Below are 20,504 nucleotides of genomic sequence, written 5' to 3'. Positions count from 1 at the left end.
GGTCTTTCGGTCGGTCGTGTTCGGGAGCATGGTGGGTGTGTGGATGCACATGAAGTGAACCGGGCTCGGGCGAAGTTGGGGTTATTCGTGGCTGATGTGTTCGCGTCGGTGTCGCGCAAGGATCAGCGGGCGAAGGGTGACTGCTATCTGCGGGGGCTGATGCTGGACGGGCGGCGCAAGTCCATCCAGGCGATGGCGGAGCGGCTGCCGGACGGCAACGAGCAGAACCTGCAGCAGTTCGTGAACCAGTCGACCTGGGATCCGGTGTTGGTGCGGCGGCGGATCGCGGAGCGGATGGTGCCGCAGATCGGCCCGGATGCCTGGGCGGTCGATGACGTGTCGTTCCCCAAGGACGGGAAGATGTCGGTGGCGGTCGCCCCCCAGTACTGCGGGGCTTTGGGCAAGCAGGCCAACTGCCAGGTCGGGGTCTGAAAAGCGAGCGGCTCTGTCCCGTAATCGGTGGTAGCGAAGGGTGACGGCCGTCGTTGGCATGGTGTGCGCGACGTCAATGAGCTTGTGGGTGTGGTGTTTTCGGGCCTGTCGGCCCTCGTCGTCGAGGGTGTGACGGACGAGGGCGAGGTCATCCGGGTGTCGGCGCAGACCCGGGACGATCCGGTGCCGTGCCCGGTGTGCGGGCAGCCGACGGGGCGGGTGCATGGCTTCCACGGGCGGGTGGTCACGGACGTCCCGGTGGACGGACGGCGGGTCGTGGCGTCGGTGCGGGTCCGGCGTCTGGTCTGCCCGGTGCTCGACTGCCCGCGGCAGACGTTCCGCGAGCAGGTTCCCGGCGTCGTGGAGCGCTACCAGCGTCGCACCAACCGCCTGGCCGACCAACTCGGCTCCGTGGTCAAGGAGTTAGCGGGCCGGGCGGGCGCTCGCCTCTCCCGCGTGCTGGCTTGCGCGATCTCCCGCTCGACCGCCCTGCGCATGCTCATGCGCAGGGCGGTACCGCCGCTGCGCGTCCCGCGCGTGCTCGGCATCGATGACTTCGCCCTCAAGCGCCGGCACCGCTACGCCACCGTAATCATCGACGCCGAGACCGGCGAGCGGATCGACGTCCTGCCTGACCGCACCGCCCAGACCCTGGTCGCGTGGCTGCGCCAGCATCCCGGGGCCGAATACGTCTGCCGCGACGGCTCCGGCGCCTATGGCGAGGCGATCCGCCAGGCCCTCCCCGAAGCGGTGCAGGTCAGTCCACAGGTGGCACCTGTGGAGCAACCTGTGCGGCAAGGTCCTGGCCGAGGTCCGCTCCCACGCCGCCTGCTGGGCGACCGCTGTGAACCCCGCCCGGCTCGGGGGCGTACGCGAGCAGACCACCCGCGAGCGCTGGCAGCGGGTCCACAATCTGCTCGGCCAAGGTGTCGGCCTGCACGAATGCGCCCGCCGCCTCGATGTCGCCCTGAACACCGTCAAGCGGTACGCCCGCATGAAGGAGCCCACCGGCGACCGCCGCGCACCCCGCTACAAGCCCACGCTCGTCGACCCCTACCGCGACCACCTGCGCACCCGCCGCGCGGAAGACCCGGCAGTCCCCGTCCTCCAACTCTTCCGGGAGATCAAGGAGCTGGGATACACCGGCAGCCTCAACCTGCTCTACCGCTACATCACCCAGGGCCGCGCCGAGGGCGACAAGCCGGTCACCACCCCGAAGCGTTTCGCCCGCCTCCTGCTCACCCGCCCCGAGAACCTGCGCGACAAGGACACCGCATTACTGCGAGAACTCACCGACGCCTGCCCCGAGATGACCGAACTCGCCCGCCTCACCGGCGAGTTCGCTCAGCTGCTGACCCCAGCGGAGGGCAACGACGCCAAGCTCACCGACTGGATCACCACAGTCCGCGCCGCCGACGTGCCCCACCTGCACTCCTTCGCGAACGGCCTCGAACTCGACCGCGTCGCCGTCGACGCCGGACTCACCCTCCCGTACCACAACGGCCGCACCGAGGGCGTCAACACGCGAACCAAGCGGATCATGAGGCAGATGCACGGCCGAGCGGGGTTCCCCCTGCTCCGCCACCGCATCCTCCTCCAGTGATCACTACACAGCGCTACCACCGATTACGGGACAGAGCCGCTCGCTTTACAGACCCGAACAATCTGCCGGCCCCGGGTGCCGGCGAACAGCCCGTTCGCCTCCACGTCGACACCGGCATAGACGGTAGCGGGGATACGCTCGCCACAAGGCCGGTGGCCTTGCGGGCGTGGCTCAGTCGGGAGGCGACGTGGTGGCATCCAGGGTCCGGCGGAGTTCCTGGCGTGAGGTGATGCCGAGTTTGCGGTAGGCGCTCGTGAGGTGGATCTCGACCGTGCGGCGGGTGACGAAGAGGGCCTGGGCGATCTCCCGGTTCGTGCTGCCGTCGGCTGCCATGCGGGCGACCCGGAGCTCGCCTGCGGTGAGGGCGTCCGGGCCGGTCAGCACCGCGCGGCGGGGCCGGGCACCGGCCGCGACGAGTTCCTCGCCCGCGCGCCGGGCCAGGCCTCGGGCTCCGCACCGGGTCGCGAGGTCGAGCCCCTGGCGCAGCGGCTCCTGGGCGGCGGTCCGCCGGCCGGCCCGGCGCAGCGCGGAGCCGTAGTCGACGAGGGCGTGAGCGTGCTCCAGTTCGGCTGGTGATCCGTCGAGGAGCTCCACGGTCTCGTGGAGCGAGGCGATGGCTGCGGCGCCGCCCTCGATCCGCGCGGAAGTCCGCAGCGCGACGGAGACGGCCCGTGGCGCCCCAAACACGCGCGCAAGCGCGAGCTCCTCGGCGGCGAGTTCCCGGGCCTCTGCGACCTCGCCCAGCGCCAGGTGGGCCAGCGCGGCCGGGGAACGCCAGTACGCGAAGCCGGGGTTGGCGCACCCGGCGGCCACCAGGCCCGCACCACACGGCAGCAGGTCGGCAAGCGCCTCGCGAGGCCGGTTCTGGTGCAGCCGGAGCCTGCCGCGTGCCGTGTGGACGAAGTGCGCGATGAGCATGCTGAGCGGCTGGTCGCCGTCAACGCCCTGCTCGGTCAGAACGCGCTGCGCACCCTCCAGGTCGCCGCGGTCGACCAAGGCGTCCACCAGCACCGCGGCCGCGAGCGGCGTGTCCCCGGACTCTCCCAGCGCGAGCCCCAGCCCCGCCCGCGCGTCGGCCTCGGCCTCCGGCAGGCGCCCCGCGTAGAAGGCGGTGTGGGAGCGCAGCACGGACAGGTAGGCGAACGCCGCGATGTCGCCGCCCTTACGTGCCGCCTCGATACCGCGGTTGAGCAGGTCGAGGGCGGGCGGCAGGTGGTCGGCGATAGCAAGGGCCGCGCTGGCCAGGTTGACCAGGATCCACGGGTTCGCCGGGAGCGGTCCCGCAGCCGCCGCGGCCGCGAGCCGGGCCACCTCGGCGCTCGGCCTGTCGCCCGTCGCAGCGGCGCCGAACGCGAGCGCCGCTAGGGCGAGACGGCTGTCGTCGTCCGTGCCGAGGCGGGGCGCGAGCGCGCCCAACTGGCGCATCCAGGCCGCGGGCGGCTCCATCGCGGTGAGACGGCCCCAGGCGACGCTCACCAGGATGGGCAGGGGGACCTCGCCGTCAAGGGCCTCACTGGTGAGCCGGGCCTGTTCGAAGAGTTCCGTGGCCTGGTGCCCCTGACCGGTCATCACCATCAGGCGGCCGAGATCAATGGTGATCTCGATGCGCTCGGCCGGCTCGGGCGTGAAGTCGAGCGCCGCACGGAGGAGGTCCGCCGCCTCATCGGTCCGGTTGAGCATGCCCAGGGTCCGGCCGAGCTGTACGAGCAGTTCGGCGCGCCGGCCGGGTTCCGGCGGTTCCGCCAGGGCACGCTCCAGGCAGGCGGCCGCCGGTTCGGGGGCGCCGCGAACGAGGGCGCTGGCGGCCGCGGCGCGCAGATGGCCGATCATCCACGGATCACCGTCCGGTGTGGCCGCGAGCAGGTGCGGGACGAGCAGATCGGACGGCACGGCGTCCGCCGCCAGCATCCGTGCCGCCTCTTTGTGCGCGACCGCCCGGACGGTTTCGCTGGAGTCTCCGTAGACCGCGGCGCGCACCAGGGGGTGCGCGAACTCGATCGGCGGGCCAGCGGCGACGAGCCCGTCGTGCACCAGCGCGTCGACGAGTTCGGCAGCCTGCCGCAGATCGAGCCCTGCCAGGGCCGCCACGTGACGCAGCTCGGCGGCGGGTCCGAGTACGGCGACGCTGCGGGCCAGTCGTACGGCGTCGGGGCCGAGCCGGGCGAGCCGGGTGAGCACGGCGCGGGTGAGGGTCTCGGGGCGCAGCGCGTCGATCCGGTGAGCCTCGGTGGCAACCGGGCGCACCCCGTCGGCACGGAGGCTGACGATCGCCTCGCTGAGCAGGAACGGGTTGCCGCCGGTCGCCCGCGCGCAGGCCTGGCAGAACGGGTCCTCCGCGTCGGACGACAGCTCCCGCCGGATCAGCGTGCCGACGGCGCCCTCGCTGAGCGGCTCCAGCCGCACGGTCTCGGGGCGGACTCCGCTCAGCGCGCGGTCCACCGGGTCGGCCTGCCCGGGCGGTGTCGGCCGCGCGGCGAGGACGAGCAGCACCGGCAACTCGCCAATCCGGCGCGTCAGATGGGACAGGAACCGCAGCGAGGCCTCGTCACACCAGTGCGCGTCGTCGACCGCGAGGAGCACCGGTCCACGCTCGGCCAGGTTGGAGCACAGCCAGTACAGGCCGTGCACGACGGCACCCATGGCCGCCGCGTCCTGGCCGGCCGGCGCCGCGCCGAAGACGGGTGCGGCCAGGCCGGCCGCGCCGGACAGGAGCTCCGCGCGGGTGTCGGCCGGCTCGGCGCGCAGGCGCGGCTCGAACAGCTGCCGCACGATCGCGAACGCAAGGTCGCGTTCGAGTTCGCCGCCGCGTGCCGTGAGCGGGATCACCGCCTGCCCGACGGCACGCTCCCGCACCGCCGTCAGCAGGGCCGTCTTGCCGATACCCGCCGTGCCCTCCACCAGCAGGGTGGCGCCCTCTCCTGCCCGTGCCCCGGTCAACAGCGCGTCGGCGCGGCGCAGTTCGCGCTCGCGCTCCATCAGGTTCATCGGTCGGACCGCCCGGCGCGGGATAAGACTTCGGTGGCCACCACGATGCGTCCTCTCGGCAGGCGCCACATCCTGCCGCTATGGATTCCCGCACCGGCGGCGGCCTACGCCGCGCGATCGTCGACTTCACATCCGACACGGATCCAGTGTCGGGCCGCGTCATCACTGGGGACGACGAACAGGAGTTCAGCGGCTGGATGGAACTCGTCCAGATCCTCGATCAGGTACGGACGACAACGGAGCACGGGGACAAGGGGGCAGTCGGATGACGCGATCGCGTTCGATCCGCATGCACATCACGCTGGCGGCGCTGGCCGGCGTTCTTCTTCTGCTGGGGGGCTTCTTCATCGCGCGTACGGCGGCGACCGGCAGCGATTCCTCCACCGGCGGCGGTGCCGTGCCGGATGTGGCCGGGTCGGGGGTGGCATCGGGCGGCCAGGGGAGCGGCGGCACCTCGGGTGAGGGGTCGGCCGCGAACGGAGGGGGCGAGGGCGGCTCCGGTGGAGGCGGAGGCGGAGGCGGATCACCGACTCCCGACAAGAGCGGTGGGCAGCCGGGCTCGATCAGGGTCGGGGGCGCGACGTTCGACAATTCCTATCCGATATACAACTTTCCGAACTTCTCGGCCGGGGCGGACGACAACGGCAACCCGATACCAGGCGGCCGCGGCTGCTTTGCCCCCGCCAATCCGTCGACCAGTGTTCAGCTGACGGTCAAGGAGGTCGGGCTGGTCAACGCGGTGAACGCCAGCCTGACCAACGGCTGCGACGACGACCTCCCCGACAACCTGTCGCAGGACTGCTCCTCAGGCACGGTGCTGAAACCCGCCTCCGGTAACGGCTGCGGCCTGTGGGTCGAGAGCGTCACACCTGCATACGGCCACGCCACCGTCTACGTCAGCGTGGAGGCCACCTGCACCTCACGCACCGGCTGGCCCTGTTCCAGCCCGGACCTCGCCCCCTACTCCCCCTCGCCGCAGCACCCGATCGTGGTGCGGACGACATTGACGAACAACGTCTACCTCGGCAGCCCGTCCGAGGATGGCAGCTCGGAAGAGTCACCGTCCCCGTCACCCACCGTGAACACCTCCCCGCCCTCCCAGGAGCCCTCCACCCCCACGGACACCGGAACATGAGCACCCCCGCCTCCCCCGGCGGCCAGCTCCTGGAACGCACCCGTGCCGTCGTCAACGTCCTCGGCCCCGCCACGGTCGTGACCTCGCTGCTCTTCTATTTCGGCTACGTGGCGACAACCGCCCGCTTCCGCTACTTTGGCGTCTACCTCACGCTGATGAACCAGTCGCTCCAGGAAATGCTGCTGTACGGCGTGGAGGCCGTGTATCCGCCTCTCATCGCGGTCTCGGTGATCGGCCTCCTCGCCCTCGCCGCCCATGCGGGCGTCCGTTGGCTGCTGCTGTCTGAGGACCGGGACGACATCACCGGCTGGGTGGGCGCGTTCGTCGCCCTGCTCGGCTGTCTCGCGCTCGCCCGGGGCTTCGTCGGGATCCTGGTGCCGGGCATCGCCCGTACCGAGGCCATCGCGACGACCCCGCTATGTCTGAGCGCCGGAGCCGCGGGGCTGGCCTACGGCTGCTGGCTGCTGCGCCGGGTCGTGATCCGCCGGGGCCGGCGGCGGCGCCGTGACCTCCCCGAGGACGCGGATCTCCCCGCGCCCGTGCTCGTGGTGGACTGGCTCGCCTCGCCCACGGTCGTACGGCTGTGCAGATACGCGATGGCCTGGGTCACGTTGCTCATCGTGGCGAGCGCGTTTTGGACGGCCAACAGCTTCGCCGCCGCATATGGCCTCGGCAGGGCTATGGACGACGCCGACTCGCTGCCCGGCCGGCCCGAGGTGATCCTCTACACCAAGGAGCCGCTGCACGACCTCCCTGTCGGCGCCGACGGCACGAAGTTGCCGCAGAGCAGCGGGAGTTCGCTCCGCTACCGCTACCAGGGGCTGCGGCTCCTCGCCCAGGCGAACGGCCGGCTCTTCCTGGTGCCCGCGCACTGGACTACACCCGGCGGACGTACCCTGGTCGTCCCCTACGACAGCACCGTGCACCTCGAACTCGTGCCGTCCTGAACCTTCCGCGCCGTGTTAACCAGGCCCAGGAGGTTGTGGCCGGTCGGCGTCAGCGGGCGGCGGGTGTGGCCTTCCGAGAGCCTCCTTCGAGCTTCCACAGCAGGGCATCGTGGGCGGACTGCAGGTAAAAGTGAAGGTGGGCCTTGGGGGCCCCGAAGAGCGCTGCTGCGGAAGCCCCTCGGACGCAGCCAACACCAGCGCAGCAAGCCAACCCACGGGCCGCGTACTCGCCGCCTCCCCAGAACGCCCGCTCGCCCCGAGGGAGAGGGGGGTGGATCAAGGGAACGGTCAAGTGGTTCAACGCGGAGAAGGGGTACGGCTTCATCGTAGTCGAGGGCGGCACAGACGTCTTCGTTCACCACACTGCTCTCGGAGACGGAATCAGGACACTGGAGGAAGGCGAACCAGTCTGGTTCCGTCTGAACATGCGCAAGCCCAGGAGCAGCAAGAAAGAACCTGTTGAGGTCGTCAAGGTGCTGCGTGGGCTCTGACACCTGCCACATGAGCACGGTCGCGGTCATGCTGCTGGCCTGGAGCAGGGGTTGCCTTCGTGCCGAATGCTTCCTCGACTTCGAGATGGCATCGGCGTTCGACGCCTGAACCGTCCGCTTGCCCGCCAACCGCGCGGTCACGTGTACAGCCGCATGGACCGCCTCACCCTCACCGACTCCCGCGCCCTTAGCCCCTCCAGATCCGTGGCCTCGAGCAGATTCCGTCCGTCCGTGACCCAGCCGGGTCCCCTCTTCCCGCTGAGTTGCGTCAACGCCTCATCGAGAGCGATCGAGTTGGCGAACTCCTTCCGCCACAGTTCACCCAGCTCATCAATCTCTCCGGGCTGGAACTCCCTCACACGCCCCCGCGCGACAGGGAGCAGCCTCACCTGGACCTGTGTCAACTGCTCCGTCTGAAGGGCGATCTCCTCGAGGATCGCCGCACTCGTGTCCGTCCCGGTTAGCAGCGGAGCCCACCTGGCCATGATCACGCGGAACCCGTGAGAGCATCCCCGCAGAAGGTCGTATGCCGTCTGGACCCACTCCGGATCGGCGGCGAGCACGCTGATCCTGGATGCCGTCCCAGGCGGCACCGCCACCTCATTTATGACGTCGTTCTCCTTGACCTCGGCAAGATCATGGCGAGCCAGAATCGCCCTGATCCGGTCTGCCGATTCAGGGTCGAGGCCTCAATGAAGTGGCCAGCGTTCAACACGAACCACATCACCCGCCGCTGAGCAAGAGGTGCCCGAGCCAACGCCCCGCAGGCCACGAGTATGACCAATCGCAGCCGAGCCTCGTCGCGCCGCGCGATCCACTCCTCGACGAGCGTCGCGCCGAGAGCCAGAAAGAGCAGCGAGGAAAGTGAACCGGCAAGAAAGGCATGCTGGTTCCAAAACCTCCGAAGGCTCCGTCAACGCGCACCTCACCACGGTCTGCGAGTTCCTGCGCTGCTGTGCTGCTCAGGGCCGCATCCCGCAAGAGGTGGCCGATCGTCTGGTCGAGCCCCGCTTCCTTCGCTACGCCCCGGCTGGATACCACCGCGGCGAGAATGGCGAGCACCAGCGAGTCCGGGCCCGAATACTCAAGGCCCCGGAGATCGAGAAGCCTCCAGCCACACTGACCGCCGAGCCAGGGCTTCGGCGTAGTCGCGGGTTGAGCGGGTTGTCCTGATGCGGGCCCGGAATGTAGGGCAGGCACGAGCTTCCAAGATCATGTGGGTGTCGAGTCCAGTGACCCCTACGGAAGTCCGTGCCTGCCGTCGTATCTTCTCCGGTCCCGCCTGTCCTTGACCAACTCTGCGATCAGCCTGACGCCGGCGAGGACGAATTGCCCGGGCTGCTGGCCCGGTTGGCCGAGGTTCCCGACCCCCGCACGCCGCGCGGCGTGCGCCATGGCCTGGTGTACGTGCTGGCACTGGCGGCCTGCGCAGTGCTGACCGGCGCGACGTCGCTGTTGGCGATCAGCGAGTGGGCCGCCGATGCGCCACCGGCGGTCCTGGACCGTCTCGGCGCGCGCCGTTGCCCGCTGAGCGGCACCCGGCCGGTGCCGTGCGAGACGACCATCCGCCGTGCCCTGGCCCGCCTCGATGCCGATGCACTCGACCGGGCGGTGGGCGCGTGGCTGGCCGACCGCCGCATCCAGCCCGGCCCGAAGGCCAGGCGGGCGGTGGCAGTGGACGGCAAGAGCCCGCGCGGTGCCGCCAGGGCCGGCGGCCGCAAAATCCACCTGCTGGCCGCACTCGACCACACCAGCCGCCTGGTCCTCGCCCAGCTGGACGTCGGGGACAAGACGAACGAGATCACCTGCTTCCAACCCCTGCTGGACGCCCTCGCCGATCTTGCCGACACCGTTGTGACCAGCGACGCCATGCACACTCAGCGCGAGCACGCCGAGTACCTCGCCAGCCGCGACGCCCACTACATCGTGATCGTCAAAGGGAATCAGAAGAAGCTCCGCAAGCAGCTCAAGGCCCTTCCCTGGCAGCAGATCCCGCTCCAGAGCCGCACCCGCGAGAGCGGTCACGGCCGCGGAGAGATCCGCCGCATCAAGGTGTGCACGGTGAACAACCTGCCTTTCCCCGGCGCCCGCCAGGCCGTCCAACTCAAACGGCGTCGCGTGGACCGCAAGAACGGCAAGGTCACCATCAAGACCGTCTACGCGGTCACCAGCCTGAGCGCCGAGCAGGCCACACCCGCTCAGCTCGCGCACATGATCCGCTCGCACTGGCAGATCGAAGCCCTGCACCACGTGAGGGACACCACCTTCGCCGAGGACGCCTCACAGCTTCGGACCGGCAGCGCGCCCCGCACCATGGCGACCTGGCGCAACCTCGCCATCGGCGCCTTACGCATCGCCGGCACCCACAACATCACCGCTGCACTCCGCGCCAACTCCCGCGACCCGAAACGCCCACTCGCACTATTCGGCCTCACGTGATCACGAACCGGACATCACGCGACTACGCCGAAGCCCTGCATCAGGACAACCCGCTCAACCCGCGACCACGCCGAAGCCCTGAGCTACACGTTGGGCTCATCACCCATTTCGGCAAGGCGGCGCATTAGATTCTTTGTCTTTGGGTGGCCCTTACCCAAGACACGCACATAGTCAGCAATCAGGCCCTCTAGCATCATGCGAACATTTCCCCTGTCTCCAGCCCTCTCGTATATGTTCGCCAGCTCCAATCGAGCTGTCATTGCTACCGGATAATCAGGGTTGATCGTATGCCGGTAGTCGGCAGCGGCCATTGTTCCAAGCTCGATGGCACGATCATGGTTTCCCAGAAGCGAGTATGCGTGGGCCAAGCTCAGTCGGGTCGCGATGGTGTCCGGGTGATTGCTACCCAATAGTCGGGTACGAGATTCCAGGTTTCGCTCATGCAACATGATTGCAGTATCATAATCATCCAGACATGAGGCGGCTGTCGCCATCCCGTGCCTTGAGCTGTGCGTGTATGGGTGCTCTTCCCCGTGCATGCGCAGACAGTCATCGAAGTTCTTTTGGTAAAGATCCTTTGCCTCATTGTATCGCCTGGTAGTCATATAGGCGTTCGCCAAGGAGTTGGCTGCCCTGCGAACAGCAGAATCTGCTGTTCGCAGGGCAGCCAACCGATTGGCCAATGCGCTCTCCATCAACTCCACCCCCTCGTCGAAATCTCCGGCTGCCAAACAGGCATTGCCGAGTCGCTCTTGAACATCCACTGCTCGAGGAAACGACGTTCCGGGGGCATTCATCGAAGCTGTGTGGGCGCGACGGAGCCATACCATCGCCTCCGTTTCATATCCATAAATTATAAGGAATTCAGATGCGAAGCAGAGCAGCCTCACGGTAAGGTTGTCCGTCTGGTTGGGCGAAGTCCATTGGAGCAGCGCGCGAATGTGGGGAGCGATGCGGTGCCAGGTTGGCCAGGCGTCCGGGGCTTCCGGTGCCGTCGGGAGCATCTTGGCGAGCAGTGCTGCGGCTCCGGCGCGGCCCTGCTCTATGGCGGGTGCCTGACGATGCGGGTCCGCCGGATCGGGAGTACGTGTGACGGCTTGCACGAGACGGTGGACGGTAATGGAGTCAGCATGAATATCGATCATGCTGTACGCGGCGAGGTCGCTGAGGGCCTCATGCACACTGACGGTGTCGAACGAGGCAAAAAGCTCGCGGGGGATATCTCTCGGCGCCAACCAGGCCAGAACGCGTAGAACAGTCACGGCGACCGGGTTCGCGGCGAGGCGGTCGAGGGTTATGCGCCAGACACGGGCGACAGCATGATCGGGTGCGGCACCATGGGCGGCCCGGTCGTAGATAGCGGCTGGGGAGGAACGGAGCAACGCAAGGTAATCCGCAGGGGAAATCCGGTTCTGGTACAGGTAGGCGGCAGCCTGTTCAACGGCGAGAGGCAGGAAGCCGAGTTCGTCGCACAAGTCCCCGGCGAGATCGGTGCAATCCGTGCCGGCGATTGAAGTCAAGAGATCAACCGCTTCTTCCGGAGAAAATTCGCGCAACCGGAAGCTCTTTGCCAGTTGGTGCCAGCCATGGGCGTAGCGGCTGGTGATCAAAAACCGGCCATTTCCGCAGCAGGCGATCAGCTGCTGAATCTTTGCTGGTTCCGCCACGTTGTCGAGGACGATCAGCCAACCGGAGTGACTCGCCAGCCATTGGATCGCCCACCGGGAGGAAACGGTTGGACTCTCTGCTGCTAGGCCCGGCTGCAGGGCCGCGGCAAGGTCAGCGAGACCCTCCTCCAGAGAACTCGGGCTATCTGCGGTAACCCACCATGTGACGGTGGGCTTGGTCAGGTTCCGTTCGGCCCAGTGTGCAGCAAGCGCGCTCTTGCCGATACCGCCCAGTCCGTGCACTACTGCTGCTCCGGATGCTTCGAGCAGTTGGTCGAGATTACTCAATGCATCCTCTCGGCCGACGAAGGACCGGACTCTAACAGGTAAGAACGTCACTGGTTCCGTCACGTCGACGGAATGCGCTTCTCGGACCGGCTGATCCGCGTAGTGCAAATGCACTTCAGTACGCGGATTGATGATCTTGTTGCCCGCTATCGATCCCGTTCCCGAAGCCTCGACGTGGCGGCGTCGGCCCGGTCCGATCACGGCGCGGCACTATCGTTGCGGACGTCGGTGCGTGCACCGGTAATGCCGCCGTCTGCCGCGATCGCACCGCGCCCTGGGGCGCTCACTCCAGGCGGTATGGCGCCTGGGCTCGGATTTCCCGGACTGCTTGACGAGCCGCGGACTTTGGTGGCGACGTTACGCATGGCACCACCCGAGGCGATCGCCCCGTCCCCGGAAGCCGACACGCGCTTCGCTCGGTTGTTCGGCGCGACGGTCAGCCACCACTGAATGCCAGCGCCTAGGACGACCAGAACGACGATGCACACCCACCAGGCCAACGCCCAGTGCTGAGTGAGCAGTCCCGTGACGATGTTCACCGCCGCAGCCAAGACCACAGTTCCGGCTGCGGCAGCTCCACGTTTCGTTCCCGAACTCATTGGCATTTGCAACTCCTTGCGGCAGATCGATTCTGTGTGAAGCTGTTTCCTTATGTCCTTTTTCGAATCCCCGTGTCCGACGAGACGCGGATTACTTCCGAACTTGGCATTCCGTTTTCCGTGTCGCGGGTAACAGGTGGTCCACCTGGAGAAGTATGGACATGCGGAGCGTACGGGAGCCATAAGGGAAGACACCAGGTTTCATGTCAAGTTATCCACCCTGGAGCCCTCTTGTAACGGATTTTTAGGGCGTGTAGATCTTTAACCCGCGGCTTCCCGTTCGGCCGGGGCTTCGTCGTAGTCGGCTGAAAATCCGTTTTGTAATCATGCGAGGCCGAGCAGCGCGAGAGTCCAGCGGGCGTCACGCGCGTTGTGGCGGAGGGCGGCGGCGATGTTCTTGACACCGCCCAGCCTGAGGGCGCCTATGACGACGTTGCACCAGGTCGCCATGGCCCGGGGAGCAGGGCTTCGGCGTAGTCGGATGTCCCCTGTCGGCGTGCACCCAGGCGTGCTCAGGCAGGTACACGGCTACGTACCCAGCCTCCGCAGGCAACATACGGGCTGCGCCCGCCTGTTGACGCAGCCTGCTCGCTCCAAGAGCAAGACGGCCGCGCTGTGGCCGACCCGTGTTCATGCCACCGGCCACACGGGGCAATCGCTTCCGCTTCTCCAGCCACGCTCCGCGCAGCCCTGACTCAGCAACAGGAGAGAGGATGGCACGTGACAGTCCAGGTCGAGCGACGTGCTGCAGCTGCTGTGCCAACATGAGTGGCCATGATCAAGACGCAGACGGTTGCCGAGGAGCCAGCGTGAGACGCAGCATCGGATTGGCGGTCCCCCTGGCGGCTCTGGCGCTGCTGACCGCGTGCGGAGGTTACACGCAAGACATTTGCACCCTGATCGACACGCCCGCCGGGATCCGGGTCGCTGTCCACCCGGAACTGGCGAACAGCGTGGCCGACGCGACCCTCACAGCCTGCTGGGACGGCACATGCCGGAAGCGCACGCTGCAGCTGGACACCTGGCCGGAAGAACCGGCGACCCCAGGAAACCCCGTAATGACCACGGAATCCGCTACCGCCACAGAACCCCCGGCAGCGAGGGCCCCGCAAAACCCCGAGCCTTCTCTCCCCTGGCCTGGCTTCGTGGTCATACGGGACCTCCCATCAAGTAAGCCGATACAGGTCACGCTGGTATTCAAGAACCAGCGGGGCGCCACCGTGCTCGACCGACAGATCAGTACCACCACCCCGCAGCCCACCTATTCCAACGGCCGCAACTGCTCGCCGGACGGCTCCCAGGTGCGCCTGACGGTCACCAGAGAGGGCACGCTGATCCCCCGCTGACCGTCCGCGCCCCAACGGAAGTGGGCAGGCGAGGCGTTCAGTGGCGTCTCCAGGACGTGGGAGCCGCCGTTCTGGGCGGGGCCGGCTATCGGATGGCCCCAGCACTCCGGCGTCCAGCCTGCTGGGTACGTTTCCGTGTACTGAGCTGGGTACTTTCACGCGAACGCCGACACCGAGGAACTTGGCAGCCTTGCGGACGATCTCAAGCTCGGTTTCCAACTCACGGATCCGTCGACGCGCTGCACGCAGCTCTGCGGACTCCTCCGAGATCCTGCCAGGCCGTCGGCCGCTATCGATGTCGTCCTGGCGCAACCACTTCGACAACGTGACCGGATGGATGCCGAGTTCAACGGCGGTCTGCTTCTGTTCTTTCCCTGCCCGAACCAGCGCGATGGCACGGGCGCGGAACTCAGCGGGGTAGGCGCGGGGCATGCCGGCAGCCTTTCGTGAAGGCCGTCAGTTAGCCACCAGAACTGGAACTTGAGAGGTGGGGCACGTCAAGATGTCACCCAATCGTGCATCAGACCCGCACGGACAGCACACGCTGAAGGCGCAACCCTGCCCATGGTGCATCCCCTGCACCCTGTGTGCCGGCGGAGCAGGGTTGCCGGCCATCGGGGGACGAGGTGGAGGAGCATGGTGACGGCCTGTCAGGGAATGCGTGCCACTCCGGCGTAGATACCGCTGCCCTCGGGCGCGGGTGCGGGGACCGTCTTGAACCACTGGGGGGCGGTGACCAGGCCTGGGTCGAGAAGGTCCAGGCCGTCGAAGAAGCGGGTCACTTCCGGGCGGGTGCGGAAGCCGAGGCGGATGCCGCCCTTGGCGTATTCGGCGGTGACCTGTTCGGCCAGTTCCGGGTAGAGGTCGCTGGCGGCGTGCGACAGCACGAGGTGACTGCCTGGTGGCAGGGTGGCGACCAGGTTGCGGACGATGCCGTGGGCGTCCTGCTCGTCGGTGATGAAGTGCATCAGTGCGATCAGGGACAGTGCGATCGGGCGGTTGAAGTCCAGTACGGCACGGGCGCGTTCGAGGATGGAGTTCGGCTGCCGTACGTCGGCCTCGATGTAGTCCGTGACCCCTTCGGGATGGCTGATCAGCAGGGCTTCCGCATGCCGCAGCACGATCGGGTCGTTGTCGGTATAGACGACCTTCGCCGTCGGCGTGATCTGTTGGACGACCTGGTGCAGATTCGGCCGGGTGGGGATGCCGGTGCCGATGTCGAGGAACTGATCGATGCCCTGTGTGGCGAGCCAGGCGGCCGCCCGGTGCATGAACTGACGGTTCTGCCGGGCCGCGTCACGTGCTTCGGGCGGTAGCTTCTCGCCCACTGCCTCGTCGACGGGGTAGTTGTCCTTGCCGCCCAGGAGCCAGTCATAGACCCTGGCGGGTTGCGCCGTGTCCGTGTTGAAACGCGAGGGGCTGGGTATGTCGGGCGTCATGACGGGCTCCAGCGCGCGAGGCGATCAGGGGTGTTTTCCGATCACCGTAGTCTGGCACAGCATCTCACCTGCCCGTAATGGAAGTTGACGGTTGCCGGACCTGTGATCGCTTGTCACAAACGGTGCGGGCGGCTTCCGGCGAGGCCCGGTCGGGATGGCCCGCTGCTCGCAGCGGGTCGCAGAAGTGGCAGCGGTACTGATTTCACGGCAGCTTCGGGAGAACTGGTTCGATCAGGAAGCGACCGTAGCGTTGAGTCCGTAGTCCAGCTCTGCACCATCGACCAGCACCGCCTCGACCGTGCGCGTACTGGGGTCGATGTCGGCCACGATCCCGTCCCCGGCGTAGCGGGGGTAACCCGTCTCGCCTGTTTCGCCAGTCGCCTGGACGACTGCCGATCGCACAGCTGAGTCTTCCGGGGAAGCACCGTCTGAGTCCTCGACGTGTTCGGGGACCAGCAAGATAGTGAAGCGCTGCGGCTCGGTAGTCATGCCTCGATATCTAAGTGCCTTTCCCACCGGCCGTGGGATAGGCGCACGGTAGGTCGCAGACTGGCTTAGAACTCCTAACGAAATGATCTTCGAGGTGGTTGGATCACTCCGGGACTGATGATCCGGGGGTGCTGGATGGCGCGGCCGAAGCCGTGGGATGTCGATGATGGGCTGTGGGCGGTGATCGAGCCGTTGCTGCCGAGGGTGGAGCGTCGGAGACGGCATCCTGGGCGCAAGCGGCATCCGGACCGGCTGGTGTTCCAGGGCATCATGTTCGTGCTGCATACCGGGATTGCCTGGGAGCACCTGCCGCAGGAACTCGGCTTCGGCTCGGGTATGACCTGCTGGAGGCGCCTGGCCGAATGGACCGAGGCCGGCGTGTGGCCCCGGCTGCACCAGACTCTTCTGAGCAAGCTGCGCGGCGCGAACGCCCTGGACTTCTCCCGGGCAGCGGTCGACGGCTCGCACATCCGGGCGCTAAAGGGGGCTCCAAGACCGGACGAAGTCCTGTTGACCGGGGCAGGACGGGCAGCAAGCATCATCTGATCACCGATGCCACCGGCTTCCCGCTTGCTGTCACCTTGACCGGCGGCAACCGCCCCGATGTCACCCAACTGATCCTGCTACTCGAAGCCGTGCCGCCCATACGCGGCAAGCGTGGCCGACCCAGGCGCCGACCGGACAGCGTGCTCGGTGACCGCGGCTACGACCACGACAAGTACCGCCGCTGTGGCAGGTCATCCAACCCGCGGCGGGAAGTGCAGTCATGCTCCGGAACACGGCGACCCGCCTCTGCCTCTACCAGACGACTCAGCGGTGGACCATCGGCTGAGCGACCGGCACCTCACCGGGGGACGACGTCATACGTCGACGAGACGGCTCAGGTGGGAAAGGTGATGAGGATCCCTGAATTTGGGTCTGGTCGGTATTTCGTGACGGTCACGATCGCGTAGCCCTCGCCATCTGTGAATTGTCACGATATGCCCCATGGGGAAGTTGATGGACTTCCCCATGGGCTCCCGAACGCGCCTCCGTGGTTTTCCGGTGCTAGCGTCGCGGCGGCGCACACTCAGGGCCATCCGACAGATGCAGCCCTGGTCCGTTGGTGTCGGTCAGTAGCCGATGGTGAAGCGGCGTTGAACGAAGCGCGGCAGTTCGACCTCGTCGACCAGGGCGACGGCGGAGTCCTCCATAGAGACACGGCTGCGCCCTTCCGCGTCGAGTACCGGCTGATCGCCACCGATTCGGAACCGGCCCGTACGTTCGCCGGGTGCGATGTCCTCCGCAGGGCTGAAGTAGGTCCACAGCCGGTTGGAGGTGCGCAGGACGTTCAGGGCGTCGCGGTGGCCGCGCACCGCGGCGGCGTACTCCCTCGGCAGGCCGATCTCGTCGAGGGTTTCGTGCAGGAGTTCGTCGGAGTCGGCCCGTACGACTCCGGGCTCGATCTCCAGGCTGCCGGCACCGCCGATGACGATGAGCCGGGTCCGTGGGTGGCTTTCCAGCGCCTTCAGGAGTGCTCGTGCGGCGGTGGCGTACACCGTGGGATCGGCGATCGAGCGGGCCACGGTGTCGGCGATGTCCTTGGCTGCGTTTCCGGGCTGGAATCCGCTGATCAGTACGTCGAGGCCGGGTATGGCGGCGGCGACGGCGTCGGCGTCGAGGACGTCGACGCTCTTCCAGACGACGTTCTTGCGGTCCTCGTCGATCCGGGTGGCGTCGCGGCTGAAGGCCGTGACGTGATGCCCCCGGTTGAGGGCTTCCGTGACGACGCGACTGCCGATGCCGCCTGTGGCCCCGATGACTCCGATGTGCATGGCTCTCCCTGGGTAGTTGCTCGTACCGCCGCTTCCCTTCACGGCATGCAGTGACTATACGGCGTGAAGTATCAATACGGCGCACAGTATTGTGACGCTGTAGAGTGAGTGGCCATGGAAAGCGTGGGAAGCACCAAGGGGCGCCGCGAGCGGCTGAGGGCCGAGACGACCGCCGAGATCAAGAAGGTCGCGCTGGAGTTGATGGCCTCGGGGGGACCGGACGCGATCACGCTGCGGGCCATCGCGCGCGAGATGGGCATGACGGCCAACGCCATCTACGGCTACTTCGCCACCCGCGACGACCTGGTCACCACGCTGATCAGCAACGTCTACACCTCGCTGGCCGACACCGTGGACGCCGCCTGGGGCGCCGCCCCCGCTCAGGATCCGGCCGCCCGGATCCAGGCATGGGCCCGCGCCTTCAGGAACTGGGCGCTGGCCAACCCCGAGGGCTTCCGCCTCATCTACGGCGACCCCGTCCCCGGCTACCGGCCGCCCGAGGGCGGCGCCGCTCCGGAAGCCGCCCGCCGTGTCTGCACCGGCATCACCACACTCGCGGCCGCGGCCTGGCCGCACGCCGAACTCCGCTACTCGGACAGCGACTTCGAGTGGTCCGACTTCGACCTCGGTCTGCTGGACAAGGTTCGCCCGGCCTTCCCCGACCTGCCCCCGGCCGCCGTGGCCCTTGCCCTGCGTATCTGGAGCCACCTGCACGGCCTGGTGTCACTGGAGATCTACGGCCACCTGCAGACCCAGGCCCTCAGCCCGGAAAAGCTCTTCCGCGAAGAACTGGCCCAGCTCATCCGGTCCTTGGGCATCACACCGCAGAGCTGACTGCCCTGCGCAAACGACCCAGCCACAGGACCGCTCGCTCGCCTCCGTACGGCGAGCAACTACCGCCAGGGCATCAATCCCACGAGCGTGCGCGCCGCCGCCGGGGGTGCCTCCGTCTGGGGAATTGCAGGATGCTCAAGCCGCCGTCAATGGGGAAATATTTTCGTGTTTGGCTGCGGGAATGCCCTGGTCATGGGGGTTCTGTCCGCGTTGAAGGACGTGCTGTTCCCGGATGCCGTGGGGATGGTGCTGGACCGGTTGGCCGAGGTGGACGGGGTGGTTGTGGCCGAAGCCCACAGCGTCGTACCGGAGTTGACGTGTCCGGGCTGCGCCACCGTCTCGCGCCGGGTGCACAGTCGTTACGGACGGCGGCTCGCCGAGTTCCCGGTCAGCGGGCGCCGCGTGGTGGTGAAGCTGGAGGTCCGGCGATTCTTCTGCGACGCCGCCAGCTGCGGACGGCGCACGTTTGTCGAGCAGGTCGAGGGGCTGACAACGCGCTATGCCCGTGGGTGAAAACACTTTGGCGGTCCGTTGCACTCACGGCGGGCGGTCGGCCGGGCATGCGGCTGTGCCGCTCGCTGGCCGTACCCACCGGCCGTGCCCGGCTGCTCGGCCAGCTGCACGCGCCCGACGTGCCCGCCCGGAGCCCGCGAGTGCTGGGCGTCGACGACTTCGCCTTCCGCCGCTCGCGCACCTACGGGACCATCCTGCTCGACGTCGAGACCTCCACACCCATCGACCTGTTACCCGACCGCACCAGCGAGACGCTGGCCGCCTGGCTCACCGCACACCCCGGCGCCGAGATCATCTGCCGGGACCGCGACAGCGGCTACAGCCGCGCGATCAAGGAGGCGATACCGGATGCCACCGAGGTCGCCGACCGCTGGCACATGCTGCAAAACCTATCCACAGCGATCGAGAAAACCTGCCACCAACACCGCTCCTGCCTGCACAAATACGCCCTGGACGACGTGGACGCACCGGCACCGCCGACCGCACCGCCCAGGGCTCTGCTGCCGCTGACGCCGCCGCTCGACAACATCCCCGCCACCCCCCTCATGCAGCGGGTGACTGAACGGCATGCGGAGATCCACCGATTACGAGAGGCTGCGTGGACGATCAGCGCCATCGCCCGCCGATTCGGACTGGACCGCAAAACCGTCCGCCGCTACCTGACCACCGATCTTGAGGTGCTGATCGCCTCGGCCCGCGACCGCCGCCCCCGCCAACTCGACCCCTACCGGCCTTACCTGCAACAACGGTTCACTGACGGCTGCACCAACGCCGCCCAGCTCTACCGCGAGATCCACGAGCACGGCTACCGCGGCAACCATCAGGCCGTCCGCCTCTACATCCGCTCCATGCGCGGCGGCTCCGCCGCGGCGGAGCCTCCCCGTCCCATCCCCACACCACGCAAGATCACCTCATGGATCATGAGACCGCGCGACGGGCTCAGCCGTGAGGAACAAGACCAACTCGACGATGTGCGCATCGCCTGCCCGGACATCGCCACCGCCTGCGACCTGGCCCGCGTCTTCGCCGGCCTGGTCCGCGACCGGCGAGGGCATCTCCTCGCCGACTGGGTCCGCGAGGCCGAGACGAACGGGCCCGGACCCGTGCAGGGCTTCGCCGGATTCCTCCGCCAGGACTGGGACGCCGTCCTGGCCGGCATGACGCTCGACTACAGCTCCGGAGTCGTCGAAGGGCACGTCAACCGTTTAAGACGATCAAGCGGCAGATGTACGGCCGAGGCTCCTTCCGGCTCCTTCGCACCCGCGTCCTGCTGCGATCGTGACCGTCACGAAATGCCGACCAGACCCCTGAATTTCCTCACCCGGTGCTCAGGGATGGGACAGCTTACTCACTGAAGCTCCCATAAGGGCAGTCCGCGCACTGGAGCACTAGCTGTACTGACCCGTGAGGTTGGGGACGCGGCTGGCGGGTGGTTGGCCCTTGAGCGCGGTGTGTCCGCGGTGGTGATTGTAGGTGTGGAGCC

General features: G+C 67.6%; 17 protein-coding genes and 5 pseudogenes. 12 read left to right on the top strand and 10 right to left on the bottom strand.

The features are described 5' to 3' along the window. Positions 1-39: 39 nt before the first annotated feature. A pseudogene (locus tag ACZ4WS_RS44850) lies at positions 40-429 on the top strand (transposase); the annotation flags it as partial. Positions 430-495: 66 nt separating this feature from the next. Continuing rightward, a pseudogene (locus tag ACZ4WS_RS44845) lies at positions 496-2,035 on the top strand (ISL3 family transposase). Between the two features lie 171 nt (positions 2,036-2,206). On the opposite strand, the gene ACZ4WS_RS44840 reads toward ACZ4WS_RS44845, so the two are convergent. Further along, complete coding sequence (locus tag ACZ4WS_RS44840; RefSeq protein WP_467989542.1) at positions 2,207-5,020, bottom strand: ATP-binding protein; 2,814 nt, start codon at positions 5,018-5,020, stop codon at positions 2,207-2,209. An 80-nt stretch (positions 5,021-5,100) separates the two neighbouring features. On the opposite strand from ACZ4WS_RS44840, the gene ACZ4WS_RS44835 reads away from it, so the two are divergent. From ACZ4WS_RS44835 to ACZ4WS_RS44825, 3 genes are read left to right on the top strand one after another with little or no spacing between them, the layout of a single operon-like run. After that, positions 5,101-5,289, top strand: coding sequence for a hypothetical protein (locus ACZ4WS_RS44835; RefSeq protein WP_467989540.1), 189 nt, complete (start codon positions 5,101-5,103; stop codon positions 5,287-5,289). Then, positions 5,286-6,155, top strand: coding sequence for a hypothetical protein (locus tag ACZ4WS_RS44830; protein WP_467989539.1), 870 nt, complete (start codon positions 5,286-5,288; stop codon positions 6,153-6,155). Before ACZ4WS_RS44835 ends, ACZ4WS_RS44830 begins: the two co-directional genes overlap by 4 nt. Beyond that, entirely contained in the window at positions 6,152-7,102 is a 951-nt protein-coding gene (locus tag ACZ4WS_RS44825; RefSeq protein WP_467989537.1) for a hypothetical protein, read from the top strand. Before ACZ4WS_RS44830 ends, ACZ4WS_RS44825 begins: the two co-directional genes overlap by 4 nt. On the opposite strand, the pseudogene ACZ4WS_RS44820 reads toward ACZ4WS_RS44825, so the two are convergent. Further along, positions 7,093-7,226, bottom strand: a pseudogene (locus tag ACZ4WS_RS44820) (mycothiol transferase); the annotation flags it as partial. The gene ACZ4WS_RS44825 and the pseudogene ACZ4WS_RS44820 sit on opposite strands and share 10 nt — an antisense overlap. Before the next feature lie 151 nt (positions 7,227-7,377). Here ACZ4WS_RS44820 and ACZ4WS_RS44815 point away from each other — a divergent pair. Further along, entirely contained in the window at positions 7,378-7,593 is a 216-nt protein-coding gene (locus tag ACZ4WS_RS44815; RefSeq protein ID WP_467989622.1) for a cold-shock protein, read from the top strand. Positions 7,594-7,730: 137 nt separating this feature from the next. Here the strand turns inward: ACZ4WS_RS44815 and ACZ4WS_RS44810 are convergent, their stop codons facing one another. Beyond that, the gene (locus ACZ4WS_RS44810; protein WP_467989535.1) at positions 7,731-8,192 is read right to left on the bottom strand and encodes a hypothetical protein; all 462 of its coding nucleotides are present in this window, start codon (positions 8,190-8,192) and stop codon (positions 7,731-7,733) included. A 730-nt stretch (positions 8,193-8,922) separates the two neighbouring features. Here ACZ4WS_RS44810 and ACZ4WS_RS44805 point away from each other — a divergent pair. Then, the gene (locus tag ACZ4WS_RS44805; protein ID WP_467989533.1) at positions 8,923-10,032 is read left to right on the top strand and encodes an ISAs1 family transposase; all 1,110 of its coding nucleotides are present in this window, start codon (positions 8,923-8,925) and stop codon (positions 10,030-10,032) included. Positions 10,033-10,115: 83 nt separating this feature from the next. Here ACZ4WS_RS44805 and fxsT read toward each other — a convergent pair whose 3' ends face one another. The 3 genes from fxsT to ACZ4WS_RS44790 form a co-directional block, all read right to left on the bottom strand. After that, positions 10,116-12,188, bottom strand: a complete 2,073-nt coding sequence (gene fxsT / locus ACZ4WS_RS44800; RefSeq protein WP_467989531.1) for an FxSxx-COOH system tetratricopeptide repeat protein — start codon at positions 12,186-12,188, stop codon at positions 10,116-10,118. Further along, a complete protein-coding gene (locus ACZ4WS_RS44795) occupies positions 12,185-12,526 on the bottom strand; it encodes a hypothetical protein (RefSeq protein ID WP_467989530.1) in 342 nt (113 codons plus the stop codon). Before ACZ4WS_RS44795 ends, fxsT begins: the two co-directional genes overlap by 4 nt. Positions 12,527-12,910: 384 nt before the next feature. Next, the gene (locus tag ACZ4WS_RS44790; protein ID WP_467989528.1) at positions 12,911-13,036 is read right to left on the bottom strand and encodes a hypothetical protein; all 126 of its coding nucleotides are present in this window, start codon (positions 13,034-13,036) and stop codon (positions 12,911-12,913) included. Between the two features lie 359 nt (positions 13,037-13,395). Here ACZ4WS_RS44790 and ACZ4WS_RS44785 point away from each other — a divergent pair, with 359 nt between their 5' ends. Further along, entirely contained in the window at positions 13,396-13,932 is a 537-nt protein-coding gene (locus ACZ4WS_RS44785; RefSeq protein WP_467989628.1) for a hypothetical protein, read from the top strand. Between the two features lie 264 nt (positions 13,933-14,196). Here the strand turns inward: ACZ4WS_RS44785 and ACZ4WS_RS44780 are convergent. From ACZ4WS_RS44780 to ACZ4WS_RS44770, 3 genes and pseudogenes are all read right to left on the bottom strand, one after another. Then, positions 14,197-14,319 (bottom strand): annotated as a pseudogene (locus ACZ4WS_RS44780) (hypothetical protein); the annotation flags it as partial. Between the two features lie 263 nt (positions 14,320-14,582). After that, the gene (locus ACZ4WS_RS44775) at positions 14,583-15,371 is read right to left on the bottom strand and encodes an SAM-dependent methyltransferase (RefSeq protein ID WP_467989527.1); all 789 of its coding nucleotides are present in this window, start codon (positions 15,369-15,371) and stop codon (positions 14,583-14,585) included. A gap of 231 nt (positions 15,372-15,602) precedes the next feature. Next, entirely contained in the window at positions 15,603-15,860 is a 258-nt protein-coding gene (locus ACZ4WS_RS44770; RefSeq protein ID WP_467989525.1) for a hypothetical protein, read from the bottom strand. Positions 15,861-15,995: 135 nt separating this feature from the next. On the opposite strand from ACZ4WS_RS44770, the pseudogene ACZ4WS_RS44765 reads away from it, so the two are divergent. Next, positions 15,996-16,588 (top strand): annotated as a pseudogene (locus ACZ4WS_RS44765) (IS5 family transposase); the annotation flags it as partial. A gap of 384 nt (positions 16,589-16,972) precedes the next feature. Here the strand turns inward: ACZ4WS_RS44765 and ACZ4WS_RS44760 are convergent. Next, positions 16,973-17,674 carry an NAD(P)-dependent oxidoreductase gene (locus tag ACZ4WS_RS44760; RefSeq protein ID WP_467989523.1) on the bottom strand — a complete coding sequence of 234 codons (702 nt, stop codon included), beginning with the start codon at positions 17,672-17,674 and terminating at the stop codon, positions 16,973-16,975. Positions 17,675-17,788: 114 nt separating this feature from the next. On the opposite strand from ACZ4WS_RS44760, the gene ACZ4WS_RS44755 reads away from it, so the two are divergent. The 3 genes from ACZ4WS_RS44755 (at position 17,789) to ACZ4WS_RS44745 (ending at position 20,376) form a co-directional block, all read left to right on the top strand. Beyond that, positions 17,789-18,508: a TetR/AcrR family transcriptional regulator gene (locus ACZ4WS_RS44755; RefSeq protein WP_467989521.1), complete on the top strand. Its 720-nt coding sequence runs from the start codon at positions 17,789-17,791 to the stop codon at positions 18,506-18,508. Positions 18,509-18,700: 192 nt separating this feature from the next. Then, positions 18,701-19,021 (top strand): transposase family protein, encoded by a 321-nt coding sequence (locus ACZ4WS_RS44750; protein WP_467989519.1) that lies wholly within the window; start codon positions 18,701-18,703, stop codon positions 19,019-19,021. Next, a complete protein-coding gene (locus ACZ4WS_RS44745) occupies positions 19,018-20,376 on the top strand; it encodes an ISL3 family transposase (protein ID WP_467989517.1) in 1,359 nt (452 codons plus the stop codon). The genes ACZ4WS_RS44750 and ACZ4WS_RS44745 overlap by 4 nt, the downstream gene beginning before the upstream one ends. Positions 20,377-20,504: the final 128 nt, after the last annotated feature.

Source organism: Streptomyces sp. NPDC029292 (assembly GCF_055569295.1).
The sequence above is the reverse complement of the archived record's forward strand: the minus strand, read 5'-3'. Positions and strand labels throughout refer to the sequence as shown.